11 protein-coding genes are annotated in these 15,642 nt (G+C 55.1%); 6 read left to right on the plus strand and 5 right to left on the minus strand.

The window, feature by feature from the left end:
• Positions 1-47: 47 nt before the first annotated feature.
• Positions 48-6,065, minus strand: coding sequence for an alpha-2-macroglobulin family protein (locus tag AC1DUO_RS04525; RefSeq protein WP_119261111.1), 6,018 nt, complete (start codon positions 6,063-6,065; stop codon positions 48-50).
• Positions 6,066-6,296: 231 nt separating this feature from the next.
• Here AC1DUO_RS04525 and greB point away from each other — a divergent pair, with 231 nt between their 5' ends.
• From greB to AC1DUO_RS04555, 6 genes are all read left to right on the plus strand, one after another.
• Complete coding sequence (gene greB / locus AC1DUO_RS04530) at positions 6,297-6,770, plus strand: transcription elongation factor GreB (protein WP_013573592.1); 474 nt, start codon at positions 6,297-6,299, stop codon at positions 6,768-6,770.
• A 111-nt stretch (positions 6,771-6,881) separates the two neighbouring features.
• Positions 6,882-9,212 carry a Tex family protein gene (locus tag AC1DUO_RS04535; protein WP_119261110.1) on the plus strand — a complete coding sequence of 777 codons (2,331 nt, stop codon included), beginning with the start codon at positions 6,882-6,884 and terminating at the stop codon, positions 9,210-9,212.
• 398 nt (positions 9,213-9,610) lie between these two features.
• Positions 9,611-9,835 carry a ferrous iron transporter A gene (feoA, locus tag AC1DUO_RS04540; protein WP_013573590.1) on the plus strand — a complete coding sequence of 75 codons (225 nt, stop codon included), beginning with the start codon at positions 9,611-9,613 and terminating at the stop codon, positions 9,833-9,835.
• 86 nt (positions 9,836-9,921) lie between these two features.
• Complete coding sequence (feoB, locus tag AC1DUO_RS04545) at positions 9,922-12,240, plus strand: Fe(2+) transporter permease subunit FeoB (RefSeq protein ID WP_014411500.1); 2,319 nt, start codon at positions 9,922-9,924, stop codon at positions 12,238-12,240.
• An 8-nt stretch (positions 12,241-12,248) separates the two neighbouring features.
• On the plus strand, positions 12,249-12,488 hold the full coding sequence (locus AC1DUO_RS04550; RefSeq protein WP_013573588.1) for a FeoC-like transcriptional regulator: 240 nt from the start codon (positions 12,249-12,251) through the stop codon (positions 12,486-12,488).
• Positions 12,489-12,556: 68 nt separating this feature from the next.
• The gene (locus AC1DUO_RS04555; RefSeq protein ID WP_013573587.1) at positions 12,557-13,477 is read left to right on the plus strand and encodes a LysR family transcriptional regulator; all 921 of its coding nucleotides are present in this window, start codon (positions 12,557-12,559) and stop codon (positions 13,475-13,477) included.
• On the opposite strand, the gene AC1DUO_RS04560 is transcribed toward AC1DUO_RS04555, so the two are convergent.
• From AC1DUO_RS04560 to AC1DUO_RS04575, 4 genes are all read right to left on the minus strand, one after another.
• Positions 13,457-13,723, minus strand: coding sequence for a DUF2442 domain-containing protein (locus AC1DUO_RS04560; protein ID WP_119261109.1), 267 nt, complete (start codon positions 13,721-13,723; stop codon positions 13,457-13,459). The genes AC1DUO_RS04555 and AC1DUO_RS04560 overlap by 21 nt on opposite strands.
• The gene (locus tag AC1DUO_RS04565; RefSeq protein WP_014411499.1) at positions 13,707-13,946 is read right to left on the minus strand and encodes a DUF4160 domain-containing protein; all 240 of its coding nucleotides are present in this window, start codon (positions 13,944-13,946) and stop codon (positions 13,707-13,709) included. Before AC1DUO_RS04565 ends, AC1DUO_RS04560 begins: the two co-directional genes overlap by 17 nt.
• A gap of 100 nt (positions 13,947-14,046) precedes the next feature.
• Positions 14,047-14,982: a malonate decarboxylase subunit epsilon gene (gene mdcH, locus AC1DUO_RS04570; protein WP_013573584.1), complete on the minus strand. Its 936-nt coding sequence runs from the start codon at positions 14,980-14,982 to the stop codon at positions 14,047-14,049.
• A 27-nt stretch (positions 14,983-15,009) separates the two neighbouring features.
• Entirely contained in the window at positions 15,010-15,636 is a 627-nt protein-coding gene (locus tag AC1DUO_RS04575; protein WP_119261108.1) for a malonate decarboxylase holo-ACP synthase, read from the minus strand.
• Between the last annotated feature and the right edge of the window lie 6 nt (positions 15,637-15,642).

Genomic DNA, 15,642 nt, shown 5'->3' on the forward strand with positions numbered 1-15,642 from the left:
CAGAACAGGTTAAGCCCCGCCATCAGCGGCGGGGCTTCTGCATTGTGTTATTTTTTAGCAACAGCCGCTTCATCAGCCGGCACGACCACCAGTTTTTTATCACTGACCGACAACGCCTGAACTTCACGGTTATACATCGCTTCCCCGTAAGCCGGAGGGATCACGAAACTRCCGGTGTTGGTGGCTTTAATCTGATACACAAACTCCTGCACATCGGTGCTGGCGCTGCCGTAAATCACCACGCGATCTTCACGAATATCGCTGTAATCCGGTGCCCACGTAGAACCCGATGCCGCCAGCGGTGACTGCCAGGACGCTGAAGCTTCTGCTTCACTGTTTTCATCACTGCTGTCAGATTCCGGTTCCAGTGGCGTTTGCTGGACCACTTCGAATCCGCCCGGCAACAAATCCACAATCGCCAGATTGTCCTGCCCTTCCTGCGAGTTGGCGCGGACTTTCAGATGCACATTGATCTTCTGCCCCAGCGTCACCTGCGTGACTGCATTGCCTTTTTCATCGGTGTAATCGCGGGTGATTTCCAGACCACGGGAAATGGCTTTCTTCGGCGCTGCCAGATCGTAACCCGCCTGCGTCACCACGTACCAGGCGGGCGCGTTATTGCCGTTTTCAATGCGAAGTGCCTGTGCGTCAGCGGTGAAATTCGCTTTAGCAAACAGCCCCTGAACCTGTGAAATCAGCTGCGGTTCCACATTTTTGGTTTTGCTTAGTTGCGTAATTTTCAGCGCATCCGGTGCCGTGGCCTGCGCCGCCACCTGTGCGGAATAACTCTCCAGCGCCAGAATGCTCATTGCCGAGGAATACGTGGTGTAGCGTTCCTCTTTCAGTGCCTTGACCATATTTTCCAGCACCTGTGGCGGAATCGCGGAGACTTTTTCCGGGAAGTGACGGGTGATCAGATACAGCCGCGTCGCGTCCTGCACCAGTGGATCAAAGTAACTTTGCGTCCACCAGGCTTTGTCATACGCCCTGCTCAGTTGCGCCCACGTTGGTTGCAACAGCGTATTCGCCTCATCATCCATTTTCAGCAGACGGTAAGAAGACGCCAGATACATCGCGCTGAGATCGGTTTTCCAGGTGTCCGGATAACGCTGCTGCAAGGTATCCTGCACCGAGGCCAGCGAACTGGTGGTGATTTCACCCTGACGCGTCAGCAAATAAACCGCCCATGCGCGCAGACGCAGGGTATACAAATCATCATTCTGATTTGCCGCCAGTTCGCGCAGTGCCGAATTGGCTTCTTCCAGCATACCGGCTGGCAACGCAACGCCCGCCGCTTTGGCTTCCAGCAGATATTGCACTACATACGGCGTGACGAACGGATCGGTTTGCGGCGATGAACGCCACAGGCCAATCGCGCCGCTGTCGTTCTGTCGTGAACGCAGCACCCCCAGCATATCTTTCAGTTGCTTGCTGCTGTCCGCCGGGCTGAGATTGCCACGCATTTCCGGATGCACGGTTTCGAGGATCAGCGGCACCGAGCGGCTGACAATCTGCTCAGAACAGTAATACGGATAATCCGCCAGATACTGGGATAACCCGCTGGTCAGTACCAGCGGCGAGTTGGACACCGCCGCGTTACGCACCGCGTAAGCATCAAACATCTGACGCAGATTATCGACGTTCTGGCTGCTGCCGTTCATGCGTCCCATCACCGACTGCGTGCGGAACGGCATTGCCGGGCGCACCGACGTACTGATCGTGCGGCGGCTGGTTTTATCGCCATACGTCGCCTCAAACACCAGCGGCGCATCACCCGGCAAGGCTTTGGCGCGTAAGCGGAAATTAATCACGCCCTCGCGTTTTTCAGCCAGCGACAGGTTCTGATCGGCCTGGCCCACCACTTCAAGCTGCGGCGGTACAGTCAGGTGGATAGCAACAGGAATGCTTTTGCCGTTCAGCCCTTCGAGGTTGTTACTGACACCTACGCTGACATCAAACTCATCACCCGGTGCCACCATCGACGGCACGTTTGGCGTCATGATGAAGTTGTCGCGCACGGTTGCCGAGGTCTGCGCTTTACCGATTTTGTCCGGCGTCACGGAAATCGCCATCACGCGGATTTTACCGTTGAAATAATCCGGCACCGGATAATCAAACTGCTTCTCGCCGTTCACTTCGGTAATGCCCGACCAGTACGCCACCGGCTTGTCGCGCTTACGTTTAAACGGATTGACGTTCAGATCCAGACCTTCACCGGCGTCACCGCCCGGCGCGGCGGCGAGCTGCATCAGCTTGCTGAATTCCGGCAGGATAAGATCCAGAATCTGCGAGCTTTCCACGCCCAGTTCACGTTTACGGAAGAAGTACTCCAGCGGATCTTTCAGGCGATAACGCGCCACCTGCAAAATTCCCTCATCGACGGCAAACAGCGCCACCTGTTGCGGGCCGTCGGTCTTCACCGTCATGACCAGGTTTTCCCCCGGTTTAATCACCTCAGGCGCGTTGACGTCGAGAGTGTTCTGGCGGGCTTTAGTGCTGATTTTGAACGGCATCACGCCGTAGCTCAGCGGGCTCATAAAGATTTCATTGGAATTCACATCACGCACGAACTGCACGTTGATGTAGCCGTTGCCTTCCATGCCTGCAGGAACACGGATTTTCTGCACCGAACTGGTGGTGTCGGTATGGAACCACTGCCAGCTGTAGACTTTATCTTTCTCGATGGTAATCAGCCCGCTGCCGGTGTACGGCGCGTTAACGGATACCTCGATTTCCTCACCCGGCTGGTACTCCGCCTGATTGAGTTTCAGCTTCAGTTCGGCATTCCTGTCCAGCGAACGGCTGAGGTTGGCGTTACCGGCCACGGTATAGCCAATGCGGTTCAGCACATTGCCTTTCGCATCTTCAATAACCAGCACGAAATCACCCGGTTTATCCGTCGCCAGCGTCAGGTCGTTGCCCTGCGCCGTCAGCGACAGCGGCTGTTCCGACAACTGCACTTCCTTCATTTTCGACTGATATTTGTAAACGCCGGAATCCTGTTTGGTGAGCACTGAAATGTATTTCTGTTCAATCAGCGCGACTTTCAGATCCGGCAACGCAATCTGCTTCAGCGACGGGTCGACCGCAATAATGTTCAGATGGCGCGCTGCATCGCGGTTGATATAGCCTAAATCGCCGTCGGCTTTTACGCCGACCAGAGAGTCATACGGCGATACCAGCACCCGAGCCGTTGCGGCCACGGAACGTCCGCCACCGGCCACGAACGCCTCGGACAGCAGTTGCAACTGATAGGTCGCGTCAGCGTAAGATTTCAGATCCAGCGGGATATTCGCCGCGCCTTTTTCATCCGTCGTGCGCTCTTCCAGTTCCGTTTCGAAACCGTCGCTGTTCTGGCGGTTCTCATAGAAAGCGTAATCCGGGAACTGATCGAAGCTCGGATACATCGGGCGCAGCGTCAGTTTCGAGGTCACGCGCCGGTCCTGCGCAGGCGTACCGAACAGGTTCTGTACGTCAATATTGGCCTGCAATTCTGAGGGTTTCACCCAGCCTTGTTTACGCTCCGGCGTCAGTTGTAATTTCACCTTCAGCTGATCCGGCTCGAACTCTTTGACGTTAACCGAGGTATGTCCCAGCAAAGTGGAAGACTCATTGTCTTTGCCGATCAGATACAGATAGACATTCCATTCACCGGTAGGTGAATTATCGTCAGTGGTATAACTCAGCTCATTGAAACCGCTGGCACCGAGCGTCAGCGGGATAGTGCTCATCAGCTTGTCGCGCGGGTCGTGAATTTCCGCACGCACCGGCACACCCGCCAGCCCGTTGCTCCAGTCGGCAGCGCGGGTGATCAACCCGATATTGAAGGTATCCCCCGGACGATAAACGCCGCGATCGGAGAACAGATAACTGCTCAGCGTACGCGGGTCATTGGGGGTGATTTCGCCATCGACATCAAAACGGGAGAAGTCGAGGCCGCGATCGTTATTCCGGTCCGCTGGCAGGAAGGAGACATCGCCCTCTTTTTCCACCAGGAACATCACCGGCTGACGCTCGCTGGTATAAACGTCCAGCGCCGGGAAACGTACATGCCCGTCAGCACCGGTGGTTTGAGTCAGCAGCGTGACGCCGTTTTTAGCAATAACCGAGACTTTCGCATTTGCCACCGGTGTGCCGCTGTGAATTGACTGCACAAATACGTCGCGTGTTTTATCCTGCGAACGCTTGGCAATAATCCCCAAATCGGTGACAACAACGAATCGCGAATCGCCAACCGGCGCTTCATCTCCGCTCTGGTCTTCATCCTGATACACATTGCCGTCGTCATCCGCTTCCGGTTTCACTTCTTTCTTTTTCGGATCCCATTCCGACAGCGTCAGCAGGAATACGCCGCGATGCGAGGTCGGATCGGTGGAGAGATAACGCGAAAGATCGACGCCCTGATAATTCACTTCACCCGGCTTGTCGTTATTCACCGCCGTCTGATATTTGAAGTGCTCGGTGAAATACTCGTCATTCAGGCGGTTAAATTCCGCCGATGAATATTCACGACTTTTGAACGACACGATGTGTTGCAGCTGGCTCGGGATCACCCGTTTGATGTCCAGGCGCATCCCCGGTACGTTACGCGCCGCGACGCTGATTTGCTTGTCACCGTTGACCGACAGCAACGAGCCTTGCGACATAAATTGCAGGGATTTCGGATAATCCGGAACCTGAACGATGCGGTAGACTTTTTCCGGCATTTTATAGCCGCCGGAAGATGTCAGAATATTGTCAATCTCCACCAGCATGGCACGGTGGGCTGGCGCATCGAAACGGAAGCTGAACTGCGGCTGATAATCACTTTCCGCGTCATTAAGCTGGATATTCAGCGGGGTGGCCTGCGCGAGCACATTATTCTCGACGCTGTCGACTGCCCAGCTTGCGTAATCATCCGGGCCTTTGGCTTCGTCCTGATCGTTTGGATTATGCTGTGGCAGTAACCACACTTTGACTGCCTGGCGGATATCTTTGTCTTTGACCGCGTCGCTGAACCCGACGATCAGCGCACGCTGGCCTTTCGCGCCATCGGCATCCACCACCTGCGCGCTGGCTTCGTTCACCGTCAGGCTATAGAGCGTCGGCACGGACACCACGCCATTCTTCGCCTGCGCGGTGGCATTTGAGGGTACAGAGGCCTTCACGCCTTCGCCAATGATGACACGCACGGAACCACCGTGATCCAGCGATTTCAGCGGTTCGGAATGTACCCAGGCATTGAGTTTCTTCTGGTCATAGACCACAGAATAATTGAGTTTCGTCCCGGTTTTGGCTTTCCCTTCGGTCAGGCCAAGCGAAATCTGTTTTTCGAAACTGGCGACATCCACCGGTGCGTTGAATTTAACGTTAAAAATCGCGCTGCGTTTTTGGGGATCCTGCGGGTCCTGATAATACTCGGCCTGACCCAACTGATAACCGAAAGCTGGGGCAGAAAATTCATAGCGAGTTTTCGCCAGTTTAATTTGTGGCGCAAGCAGCACATCAGGGGTGAAGTTCACATCATATTTGTTGCCCATCGGCAGCGGATTTTTAGGCGTGAACACTAAGGTGTAACCACTTACCCATTTCCATTCACCTTCCGTGGCAGGTTTCAGGGAAATCCCTTTTTCGACCACTTTGCCCACTTCCGTCACGGGCGCGGCAGAATGACGGAAACTAAAAATGACTTGCTGCGGTGCAGGCTTTTGCGCGGCGTAATTGACGGACTCGGGGCCGCTGACGCTGACGCTGGTGTTCTGATAAACCATTGGTGCAGGTTCTATCGGCTGCGGGCGATTGAGCCACCAGTGCCAGCCGTAAACGCCAGCACCTGCGGCGCACAGCAAAACCAGAATCGCCAGACTGATGGCTTTCGGGTATTTATCTACGCCATTTTCCATCCGCGTAAAGCTGCGCTTCAGCCAGCCGGAAGTGGCCGTCCACCAGGCAGGTGCCCGCCAGTCAATATTCCCGACCAGCGGTTTGAAGACACGACCCAGCAGGCCCAGAATAAAAGCCAGCACGCGGAAAACACCTTTTATCAATGTAAAAGGCAGACGAAGTAAGAATTTTAATAAATCCATTTGTTGCTGTACCCCTAATCCCTGTGAACCATCGCCAGAAGTGATATTTTTATGCGAATCAGGACTTTTATTAAATTCAACGCATTGCGCCGCAGGATAATGATTATTCGCCTAAAAAGCCATCAGATAAAGCGTAGCAGCAACCGGGAGTTTCCGGCTGATTTCTGCGCTGCCAGCGACACGATTGTGTGAAACAATAGCGCGAGGATTTTGCGCAAAGCGACAGGTGACATGAAGACGAAACTGATTACCCGTGAAGGCTACGACAAGCTCAAAACTGAACTGGATTTCCTGTGGCGCGATGAACGCCCCGAAGTGACCAAAAAGGTCACCTGGGCTGCAAGCCTGGGCGACCGCAGTGAAAATGCCGATTACCAGTACAATAAGAAACGGCTGCGTGAAATCGACCGCCGCATCCGCTATCTGACCAAATGCATGGAACAGCTGCGCATCGTCGATTATTCACCGCAACAGGACGGCAAAGTGTTCTTTGGTGCCTGGGTGGAAGTCGAAAATGACGACGGCGACATCAAGCGTTTCCGCATTGTCGGATATGACGAAATTTTTGGCCGCAAAGACTACATTTCTATCGACTCGCCGATGGCGCGCGCGCTGTTGAAAAAAGAAGTCGGCGACAGTCTGGTGGTCACCACGCCGGTTGGCGACGCGACCTGGTACGTCAATGAGATTGACTACGGGAAATGATCAGCTAACTCTCAAAACACGCAGGCGGACAGCCTGATGACTGGCATTTTATGTCTTCAAACCGTATAACTGTGCCCTGCTTTTTAAACGAAAAAAACTGATATCAGACCTATGAATGATCAACTGAGCCGCATTATCGCAAGTGAATTGCAGGTTCGCCCGGAGCAGGTTGCTTCCGTGGTGCGTCTGCTGGATGAAGGTAATACCGTGCCGTTTATTGCGCGGTATCGTAAGGAAGTCACCGGTGGGTTGGACGATACCCAACTGCGTCAGTTGGACACCCGTCTGGGTTATCTGCGGGAGCTGGAAGATCGTCGCCAGACCATCCTCAAATCTATCGAAGAACAGGGCAAACTCAGCGACGACCTGGCAAAAGCCATTAATACCACGCTGAGCAAAACCGAGCTGGAAGACCTTTACCTGCCGTTCAAACCCAAGCGCCGCACGCGCGGACAAATCGCTATCGAAGCCGGTCTGGAGCCGCTGGCCGAATTGCTGTGGAACGAGCCACAAAACGAGCCGGACGCTGCTGCCGCAAAATTCATTGATGCCGATAAAGGCGTGGCCGACACCAAAGCTGCCCTTGATGGCGCACGTTACATTCTGATGGAACGCTTTGCAGAAGATGCCGCGCTGCTGGCGAAAGTCCGCGATTACCTGTGGAAAAACGCCCATCTGACGTCCCGGATGGTGGAAGGTAAAGAGCAGGAAGGCGCGAAATTCCGCGACTATTTCGACCATCACGAACCGATTTCTCAGGTGCCTTCGCACCGCGCGCTGGCGATGTTCCGCGGCCGCAACGAAGGTATCTTACAACTGGCGCTGAATGCCGATCCGCAGCATGACGAGCCGCCAAAAGAAAGCTATGCCGAACAACTGATCGTCGACCATCTGGGCCTGCGCCTGAACAACGCGCCTGCTGACGTCTGGCGTCGTGCCGTGGTCAACTGGACATGGCGTATCAAAGTGCTGCTGCACCTCGAAACCGAGCTGATGGGCACCGTGCGCGAACGCGCCGAAGATGAAGCGATCAACGTTTTTGCCCGCAACATGCACGATTTGCTGATGGCCGCCCCCGCCGGTATGCGCGCCACTATGGGTCTCGATCCGGGTTTACGTACCGGTGTAAAAGTCGCCGTTGTGGATAACACCGGCAAACTGGTGGATATCGATACGGTTTATCCCCATACCGGTCAGGCAGCAAAAGCCGCACAACAGGTTGCCGCGCTGTGCATCAAACATAATGTCGAACTGGTGGCGATCGGTAATGGCACCGCGTCCCGCGAGACCGAGCGCTTCTTCCTTGAGCTGCAAAAACAGTTCCCGGCGGTAAAAGCGCAGAAAGTGATTGTCAGTGAAGCCGGTGCATCGGTGTATTCCGCCTCCGAACTGGCGGCGCTGGAATTCCCGGATCTGGATGTTTCTATTCGCGGCGCAGTCTCTATCGCCCGTCGATTACAGGATCCGCTGGCGGAGCTGGTGAAAATCGACCCGAAATCCATCGGTGTTGGTCAGTATCAGCACGACGTCAGCCAGTCTCAGCTGGCGAAAAAACTCGATACCGTGGTCGAAGACTGCGTGAACGCCGTGGGTGTTGATCTCAATACCGCATCCGTTCCCCTGCTGACCCGCGTGGCCGGTCTGACACGCATGATGGCGCAGAATATCGTTAACTGGCGCGACGAAAACGGTCAGTTCCGTAACCGCGAACAGTTGCTGAAAGTCAGCCGTCTGGGGCCAAAAGCCTTTGAGCAATGCGCGGGCTTCCTGCGTATCAACCACGGCGACAACCCGCTTGATGCCTCGACAGTTCACCCGGAAACCTATCCGGTAGTGGAACGCATTCTGGCGGCGACACAGCTGGCGCTGAAAGAACTGATGGGCGATTCCAATGTGCTGCGTGGCCTGAAAGCCAGCGAATTCACCGATGAGCAGTTCGGTGTGCCGACGGTCACCGACATTATCAAAGAGCTGGAAAAACCGGGGCACGATCCGCGTCCAGAGTTTAAAACCGCGACCTTTGCCGAGGGCGTTGAAACCATGAACGACCTGATGCCGGGCATGATCCTCGAAGGCTCTGTCACTAACGTCACCAACTTTGGTGCGTTCGTCGATATTGGTGTCCATCAGGACGGCCTGGTTCACATCTCGTCACTGGCGAACAAATTCGTCGAAGATCCCCACACAGTGGTGAAAGCCGGCGACATCGTCAAAGTCAAAGTGATGGAAGTCGATCTGCAACGCAAACGTATCGCGCTGACCATGCGACTGGACGAGCAACCGGGCGAAGCACCCGCGCGCCGTTCTTCCGCGCCAGCGTCAGATTCACGAGACAATCAGAAACGCCACGCGCCAAACAAACCGTCGGGCCGCAATGCCGCGCCAGCAGGCAATAACGCGATGGCCGATGCTCTGGCCGCCGCGCTCGGCAAAAAACGTTAATTCTTCGTTTTTCCCCGCCACACCAAAGCCGCTGATATCCAGCGGCTTTTTTTATGTATCTTTTTTCGACACTTTTTAAACTCTGTCTTAATGAATCAATCACTGAGGTAAATCAATAAATCGGCCATCCGGCAGGCATACGATAGCGACGCGGTGGAGATTCCCGTGAAGAGGCACCCCCTCTTTTCTTTTGTCTCTATACGCGTACTAATTATGATAACTATTCTCGTTTGTACTTCTTTGCGTATTCAATACGCCGTCAGCCACAGGCTGACAATTTCGCACCATGGACAATTTCTGAGCAATATTTCGCAGTTAAGTGAGATCACCGGGCACGGAAGCGCGGCGTAACCTTTGTCACGCTGCCCCCAAAATGCCTGAATGCTTCGCGAGGAACTATGCAACTTCAATCAAAACGTGCTTATAAAATTACCGGCTTTTCACACGAAATCAGCCCGGCTTACCGGCAGAAACTGTTGTCACTCGGGATGTTACCGGGGTCATTTTTCAACATTATCCGCGTTGCGCCGATGGGTGATCCGGTACAAATCGAAACCCGCCGTACCAGCCTCGTCGTCCGCAGAAAAGACCTCGATCTCCTCCAGCTCGAGATGATGGCCTGATCCCAACATCAGGCCTTTGACAGTTCATTTTTCGCTGCGGCCCCGGGCTTGCATGTTTACCTTTTCTGACACGTAGATTTTATCGAATGAAACCATTAACGATCGGCCTGATTGGTAACCCAAACTCAGGTAAGACCACGCTTTTCAATCAGTTAACCGGTTCACGCCAGCGTGTCGGTAACTGGGCAGGCGTGACCGTCGAGCGCAAAGAAGGTCAGTTTGCCACCGCAGCGCACCAGATTACGCTGGTGGATTTACCGGGTACCTATTCCCTGACCACCATTTCCGAGCAAACTTCGCTCGATGAACAAATTGCCTGCCATTACATTCTGAGCGGCGACGCGGATCTGATGATCAACGTCGTCGATGCCTCAAACCTCGAGCGCAATTTATACCTGACACTGCAACTGCTGGAACTGGGCGTGCCATGCATCGTGGCGCTGAACATGCTGGATATCGCCAAAATCCAGAACATCAATATTGATATCCCTGCGCTGTCTGCTCGTCTGGGTTGCCCTGTGGTGGCGCTGGTTTCTACCCGTGCCAGCGGCATCAAAGAACTGAAAGCCGCCATCGACGAATTGCCACAAGTGGCTGTGCTGGAACGTGTGCAATATCATCCGGTTTTACAACAGGAAGTCGATGTCTTGGCCGCCGAAATGCCGCCAGCCATGGCGCTGCAACAACGCCGCTGGCTGGCACTGCAAATTCTTGAAGGGGATATTTATAGCCAGACGCACGCAGGCAACGCACAGGCATTATTGCCGCAGGTGAGAGCCCGGCTGGCTGAGCAGAAACTGGACGATCCGGCACTGCTGATCGCCGATGCGCGTTATCAGAGCATCGCGGCGCTTTGCGCAGAGATCAGCAACTCCCACCTTACGGCGCCGAATAAACTGACGCAGGTGCTCGATCGCGTGATCCTCAACCGCTTTCTGGGCGTACCGATTTTCCTGCTGGTGATGTATCTGATGTTCGTGCTGGCCATCAACATCGGTGGTGCGCTGCAGCCGATTTTCGATATCGGCTCCGCCGCGATTTTCATTCAGGGCATGCAGTGGATTGGCTTTACCCTGCATTTCCCGCAATGGCTGACCATTTTTCTGGCACAGGGGCTGGGTGGCGGTATCAATACCGTGCTGCCGCTGGTGCCACAAATCGGCATGATGTATCTGTTTCTGTCGTTCCTTGAAGACTCCGGTTATATGGCACGTGCCGCGTTCGTCATGGACAGGCTGATGCAGTCGCTCGGCCTGCCGGGTAAATCCTTCGTGCCACTGATTGTCGGTTTCGGCTGTAACGTGCCGTCTATTATGGGTGCCCGCACGCTGGATGCGCCGCGTGAAAGGCTGATCACCGTGATGATGGCGCCGTTCATGTCATGCGGCGCACGTCTGGCGATTTTTGCGGTGTTCTCTGCGGCCTTTTTCGGGCAGGACGGCGCATCCGTGGTGTTCTCGCTGTATCTGTTGGGCATCGTGGTCGCTATCCTGACCGGACTGCTGCTGAAATACACCATCATGCGCGGCGAAGCCTCGCCGTTTGTGATGGAACTGCCGGTGTATCACGTTCCGCACCTGAAAAGCCTGCTGCTGCAAACGTGGCAACGTCTGAAAGGTTTCGTACTGCGCGCCGGTAAGGTGATCGTGATTGCCAGTATTTTCATCGGCGCACTGAACAGTTTCTCGTTCAGCGGCAAGGCGGTGGATAACATCAATGACTCGGCGCTGGCGTCAGTCAGTAAAGTGCTGACACCGGTGCTCTCGCCGATGGGCGTACATCCTGACAACTGGCAGGCGACCGTGGGTCTGGTCACCGGTGCGATGGCAAAAGAGGTGGTGGTCGGTACGCTGAACACGCTATATACCGCCGAACACATCACCAATGAAGCCTTCGATGCGGCCAGTTTTAACCTGTTCGATGAACTGGGCGGCGCGGTAAAAGAAACCTGGCAGGGTCTGAAAGATACCTTCAGCATCAGCGTGCTGTCGAACCCGATCGAAGCCAGCAAAGGCGACGGTGAAATGGGCGTCAGCTCAATGGGCGTCATGAGCACCAAATTTGGTTCGGCGATTTCGGCTTACAGCTACCTGATCTTTGTATTGCTTTACGTGCCTTGCGTCTCGGTGATGGGGGCGATTGCCCGTGAAACCAGCCGTAGCTGGATGACGTTCTCGATCTTCTGGGGGCTGAACGTGGCGTACTCACTGGCAACCCTGTTCTATCAGGCGGCAACGTTCAGCACGCATCCGGCACACAGCGCGGGCATTATCCTGATCGTACTGATCTTCAATGCCCTCGTCTTAACCGCCCTGCGCAAAGCCCGCAGCCGGGTCAGCGTTCATCTGCAACCGCGCAATGTGGCGGCCTGTTGTAAACCCGCTACCGGCAGCGATTGCCATTAGGAGATGAGATGACCAGTCTGATTCAGGTTCGCGACAGTCTCGCACTGGCCGGGCGGGCAGATGCCCGCCAGCTCAGCCATCAGCTTAATGCACCACAACCGCTGGTGCAGGCGATGCTTGAACGGCTGGTCGCCATGCGCAAAGCAGAAGTGGTCGAAGCTGATGACAGTTGTCTGAGCGGCAGTTGTAAAAGCTGCGCCGACGGCAAGAAATGCCTCACGGTGAGCTATCAGCTCACCCGACACTGATTCAAAGCCTTTCCTGATAGCCGCGTCGCGGCTATCATCACTCCTCGTTTACGCCCGCAGGAGCCTGCATGATCGACAGTGAAATCACCTTCCGTAAACTCGAAATCTTCCTCGCTTATATGGAAAAGCAAAACATCACGCGTACTGCTGAACAACTCGGTCTGAGCAGCGTCAGCGTGCATCGCGCCCTGCATTCACTGGAAGAAGGTTTACGTTGCCCGCTGTTTATCCATCGTGGCCGCAATCTGCTGCCGCTGCCTGCGGCTGAAGCGCTGCTGGAGCACGCGACGCAGGTCATCGAGCAAATGGAACACGGTATCCTGGCGACCCGGCGCGCCGCCGGTTTTGGCGATAAGCGGCTGAAAGTCGGCACGTTATATTCGCTGACGCTGGAAACCATTCCGCGCCTGATCATGGGGCTGAAACTGCGCCGTCCGGAGCTTGAACTGGAACTGGTGATGGGGTCCAACAATGATTTACTGCACAAGCTGGAAGACGGTCAGCTGGATGCCATCCTGATTTCGACCAGTGATTCCAATGTCGATGCCCAGCGTTACGATCAGTTGCCGCTGTTTCAGGACGATATCTTCCTCGCCGCACCGGCCAGCGCAGAACTGATTTCAGAAGGCACAGCGGATTTACGCGATTACAAACAGAAGAAATTCGTGTCGCTGGCTGAAGGGTTCGCCACCTATCACGGCTTTCAGGAAGCCTTCCAGGTCGCCGGTTTCGAACCGGATATCGTGACGCGGGTGAATGATATTTTCTCGATGCTGAGTCTGGTGCAGGCGGGTGTCGGTTACACACTGATTCCCGGCAGGATGAAAGGCGTGTATGAGAATACGGTAAAATTACTGCCACTGGCTGAAGCCTACCAGATGCGCCAGACCATTTCGCTGGTCTTTCCGCACAGCCGCGAGCACGACCCGAATCTGCTCGCCCTCGCCGCTGAAAGCCGGATGTATGCGCTAGCGAGCAGAAAGCGCTGACGCATTCGTATGGGTCGCCGGTTTAGCGATCGGCTTTCCCACGATTAAGCCCTCAATGGAAATATCTTCATCCAGAGCATCCCAATGCAAACCATAAGCACTGGTTTCGCAATCCTGACGCTGTGCGGGTGTTGCGTTCAGCAGAACAGGAAATTGCGCCAGCGGCACTGTCAGGATCTGGCCATCTTCAAGAGTCACCCACATTGTACTTTCATCAAAACGAACACTTTTAGGCGAAATACTCATTCCATGCTCCTTGAAATAGTGTCTGATAAACGTTAGTTAACGTTATAATTTCCCTGATCTCTTTGGCAGAAAAACCTGTCTGGCGACATAGGGCAACAGGTGAAAGCCATAGTTTGGCTTCTTTCTGACCAGATCTTACATGAATATGATGCGGTTCAAGAGGATTTCCTTCATTGGAATAGAAGAAAAAACGGTAATTTTTAAAGCGTAGTATCACTGGCATGGCGGTGACTTCCCTGTATAAACAGTCCGATAAAAACAAAAAACCTTTCACTCAGGAAAGGCTTTTATTCCGTAGTATCACCAACCTATCACGCCTTTAATCAGCGTTCGTTTTGCCGTAACCGTGTTGCGAGACGTCGCGCAACCTGCATACCCGACTGGCATAACGACAGCGCTTCGCCCTGCTCCATCGCGCGGCGTGTCAGGCCGCTCAGCACCGCGCCCGGCGGCATTTCAATCGCCAGCCGTACATCGCGCTGATACGCGGCAACCATGGCGTCACGCCAGTTGACAGTACGGGCCATGTTCATCGCCAGGTCGTCAGCGATTTTTTCCGGTTGCCAGTACACACGCCCGGTTGTTCCGCTGAGATAACCACTGATCGGGCGGGAAATATGAATCTGTTTAAACGCCTCCACCAGTTTCGCCGCAGGCTGATCAAGCAGCGCACAGTGTGACGGCACACTGACCGCCAGCTGATGGGTTTTCTGTGCGCCCTGCGCTTTAGCGAGTTGCATCACCTGCGCCATCGCGGCATCGCTGCCGGCAATCACCAGTTGATCTTCCGCGTTAATATTCGCCAGATATACCGGCGATTCTGCACTGTTGACCTGCGCCACCAGATCTTCAACCTGCATCTGACGCAGACCGGTGATCGCCGAGAGGCCAAAGCCCTGCGGATAAGCCTGTTGCATCAGCTCACCGCGCAGTGCGACCAGACGTACAGCATCGCAATAGTCGAGCGCACCGGCAATCACCGCCGCCGGAAACGCGCCAATCGACAGCCCGCTGCAAAAATCAGCTTCGATTCCTTCGGCCTGACATTGTTTCGCCCAGACCACACCGGCAATCAGTAAACACAGTTGTACCGCGCGGGTGGAACGCAGAGCATCGGCGCTGTCGAGCAGCAGAACGTCTTCATCCAGCGCGAGGCTGGCCTGTTCGATGAGGGAATGCGTGAGCGGGTTATCCGGCAGGCGATGCAGCATTTGCGGCACCTGCGGCCCTTGCCCGGGGAAGGTAAATAAGATTTTCATCGTGCTCCTTGCTTCTTTTTGCGGGCCTTAGCCTGCCGGCGATTGCCACGGGTCGCGCACCAGCAACGGGCCGGACGCCGTTTTCAGCATGATGTCACCGCCACGCAACCATTCGCTGAGGGCAAATCCCCCCTGCGGCGTATTGATCTGAACATCGGCGCGGCAGGGAAGCCGCTGAAGCTGGTCGTAAAAATCGGAAAACTGAGAAGGTTCTGCCGGTGTGTCGCAACGCACCAGTAAATCGAGATCGCTGTCGGCATGCATCACCGGGAGGTCACTGACCAGCGCGTAGGCGCAACTGCCCGTCACGCCCCACGCGAAAGGCAGTTGCAGACTGCATAACGTGATCAGCGCCTGCACCGGTTGCTGAGACACAAACGGCGAGTGCAAAAGTGCGTTGACGTCGCTGACCAGTGATTCGGGCGTGACGACCCGCACCACCGCCGCCGGGTCAATCCAGGCGGCGGCTCGCTGAATACGGGTCAGCCCGCGAATACCCACCGGAACCGCACCGTCAGCACGCTTATCGCGACGCACTACCAGCGGCAGCGCAGTGCGCCAGCCGGTGTTTACCCATTCGGGTAAGGTTGTGTCGCTTTGCAGCGCTGAACGGTCGCTTATCCAGACAAAATCATGGGCACGCGGGTCACACATATTCAA

The sequence above is a fragment of the Rahnella sp. P4_A8 genome (genome assembly GCF_056402435.1).

What these genes read in the sequence shown, in the direction of transcription:
- AC1DUO_RS04555 (WP_013573587.1), top strand. Translation starts at nt 12,557, where the DNA reads ATGATCGACAGTGAAATCACCTTCCGTAAACTCGAAATCTTCCTCGCT.
- AC1DUO_RS04565 (WP_014411499.1), bottom strand. Translation starts at nt 13,946, where the DNA reads ATGCCAGTGATACTACGCTTTAAAAATTACCGTTTTTTCTTCTATTCC.
- AC1DUO_RS04575 (WP_119261108.1), bottom strand. Translation starts at nt 15,636, where the DNA reads ATGTGTGACCCGCGTGCCCATGATTTTGTCTGGATAAGCGACCGTTCA.
- AC1DUO_RS04550 (WP_013573588.1), top strand. Translation starts at nt 12,249, where the DNA reads ATGACCAGTCTGATTCAGGTTCGCGACAGTCTCGCACTGGCCGGGCGG.
- feoA (WP_013573590.1), top strand. Translation starts at nt 9,611, where the DNA reads ATGCAACTTCAATCAAAACGTGCTTATAAAATTACCGGCTTTTCACAC.
- mdcH (WP_013573584.1), bottom strand. Translation starts at nt 14,982, where the DNA reads ATGAAAATCTTATTTACCTTCCCCGGGCAAGGGCCGCAGGTGCCGCAA.
- greB (WP_013573592.1), top strand. Translation starts at nt 6,297, where the DNA reads ATGAAGACGAAACTGATTACCCGTGAAGGCTACGACAAGCTCAAAACT.
- AC1DUO_RS04560 (WP_119261109.1), bottom strand. Translation starts at nt 13,723, where the DNA reads ATGAGTATTTCGCCTAAAAGTGTTCGTTTTGATGAAAGTACAATGTGG.
- AC1DUO_RS04535 (WP_119261110.1), top strand. Translation starts at nt 6,882, where the DNA reads ATGAATGATCAACTGAGCCGCATTATCGCAAGTGAATTGCAGGTTCGC.
- feoB (WP_014411500.1), top strand. Translation starts at nt 9,922, where the DNA reads ATGAAACCATTAACGATCGGCCTGATTGGTAACCCAAACTCAGGTAAG.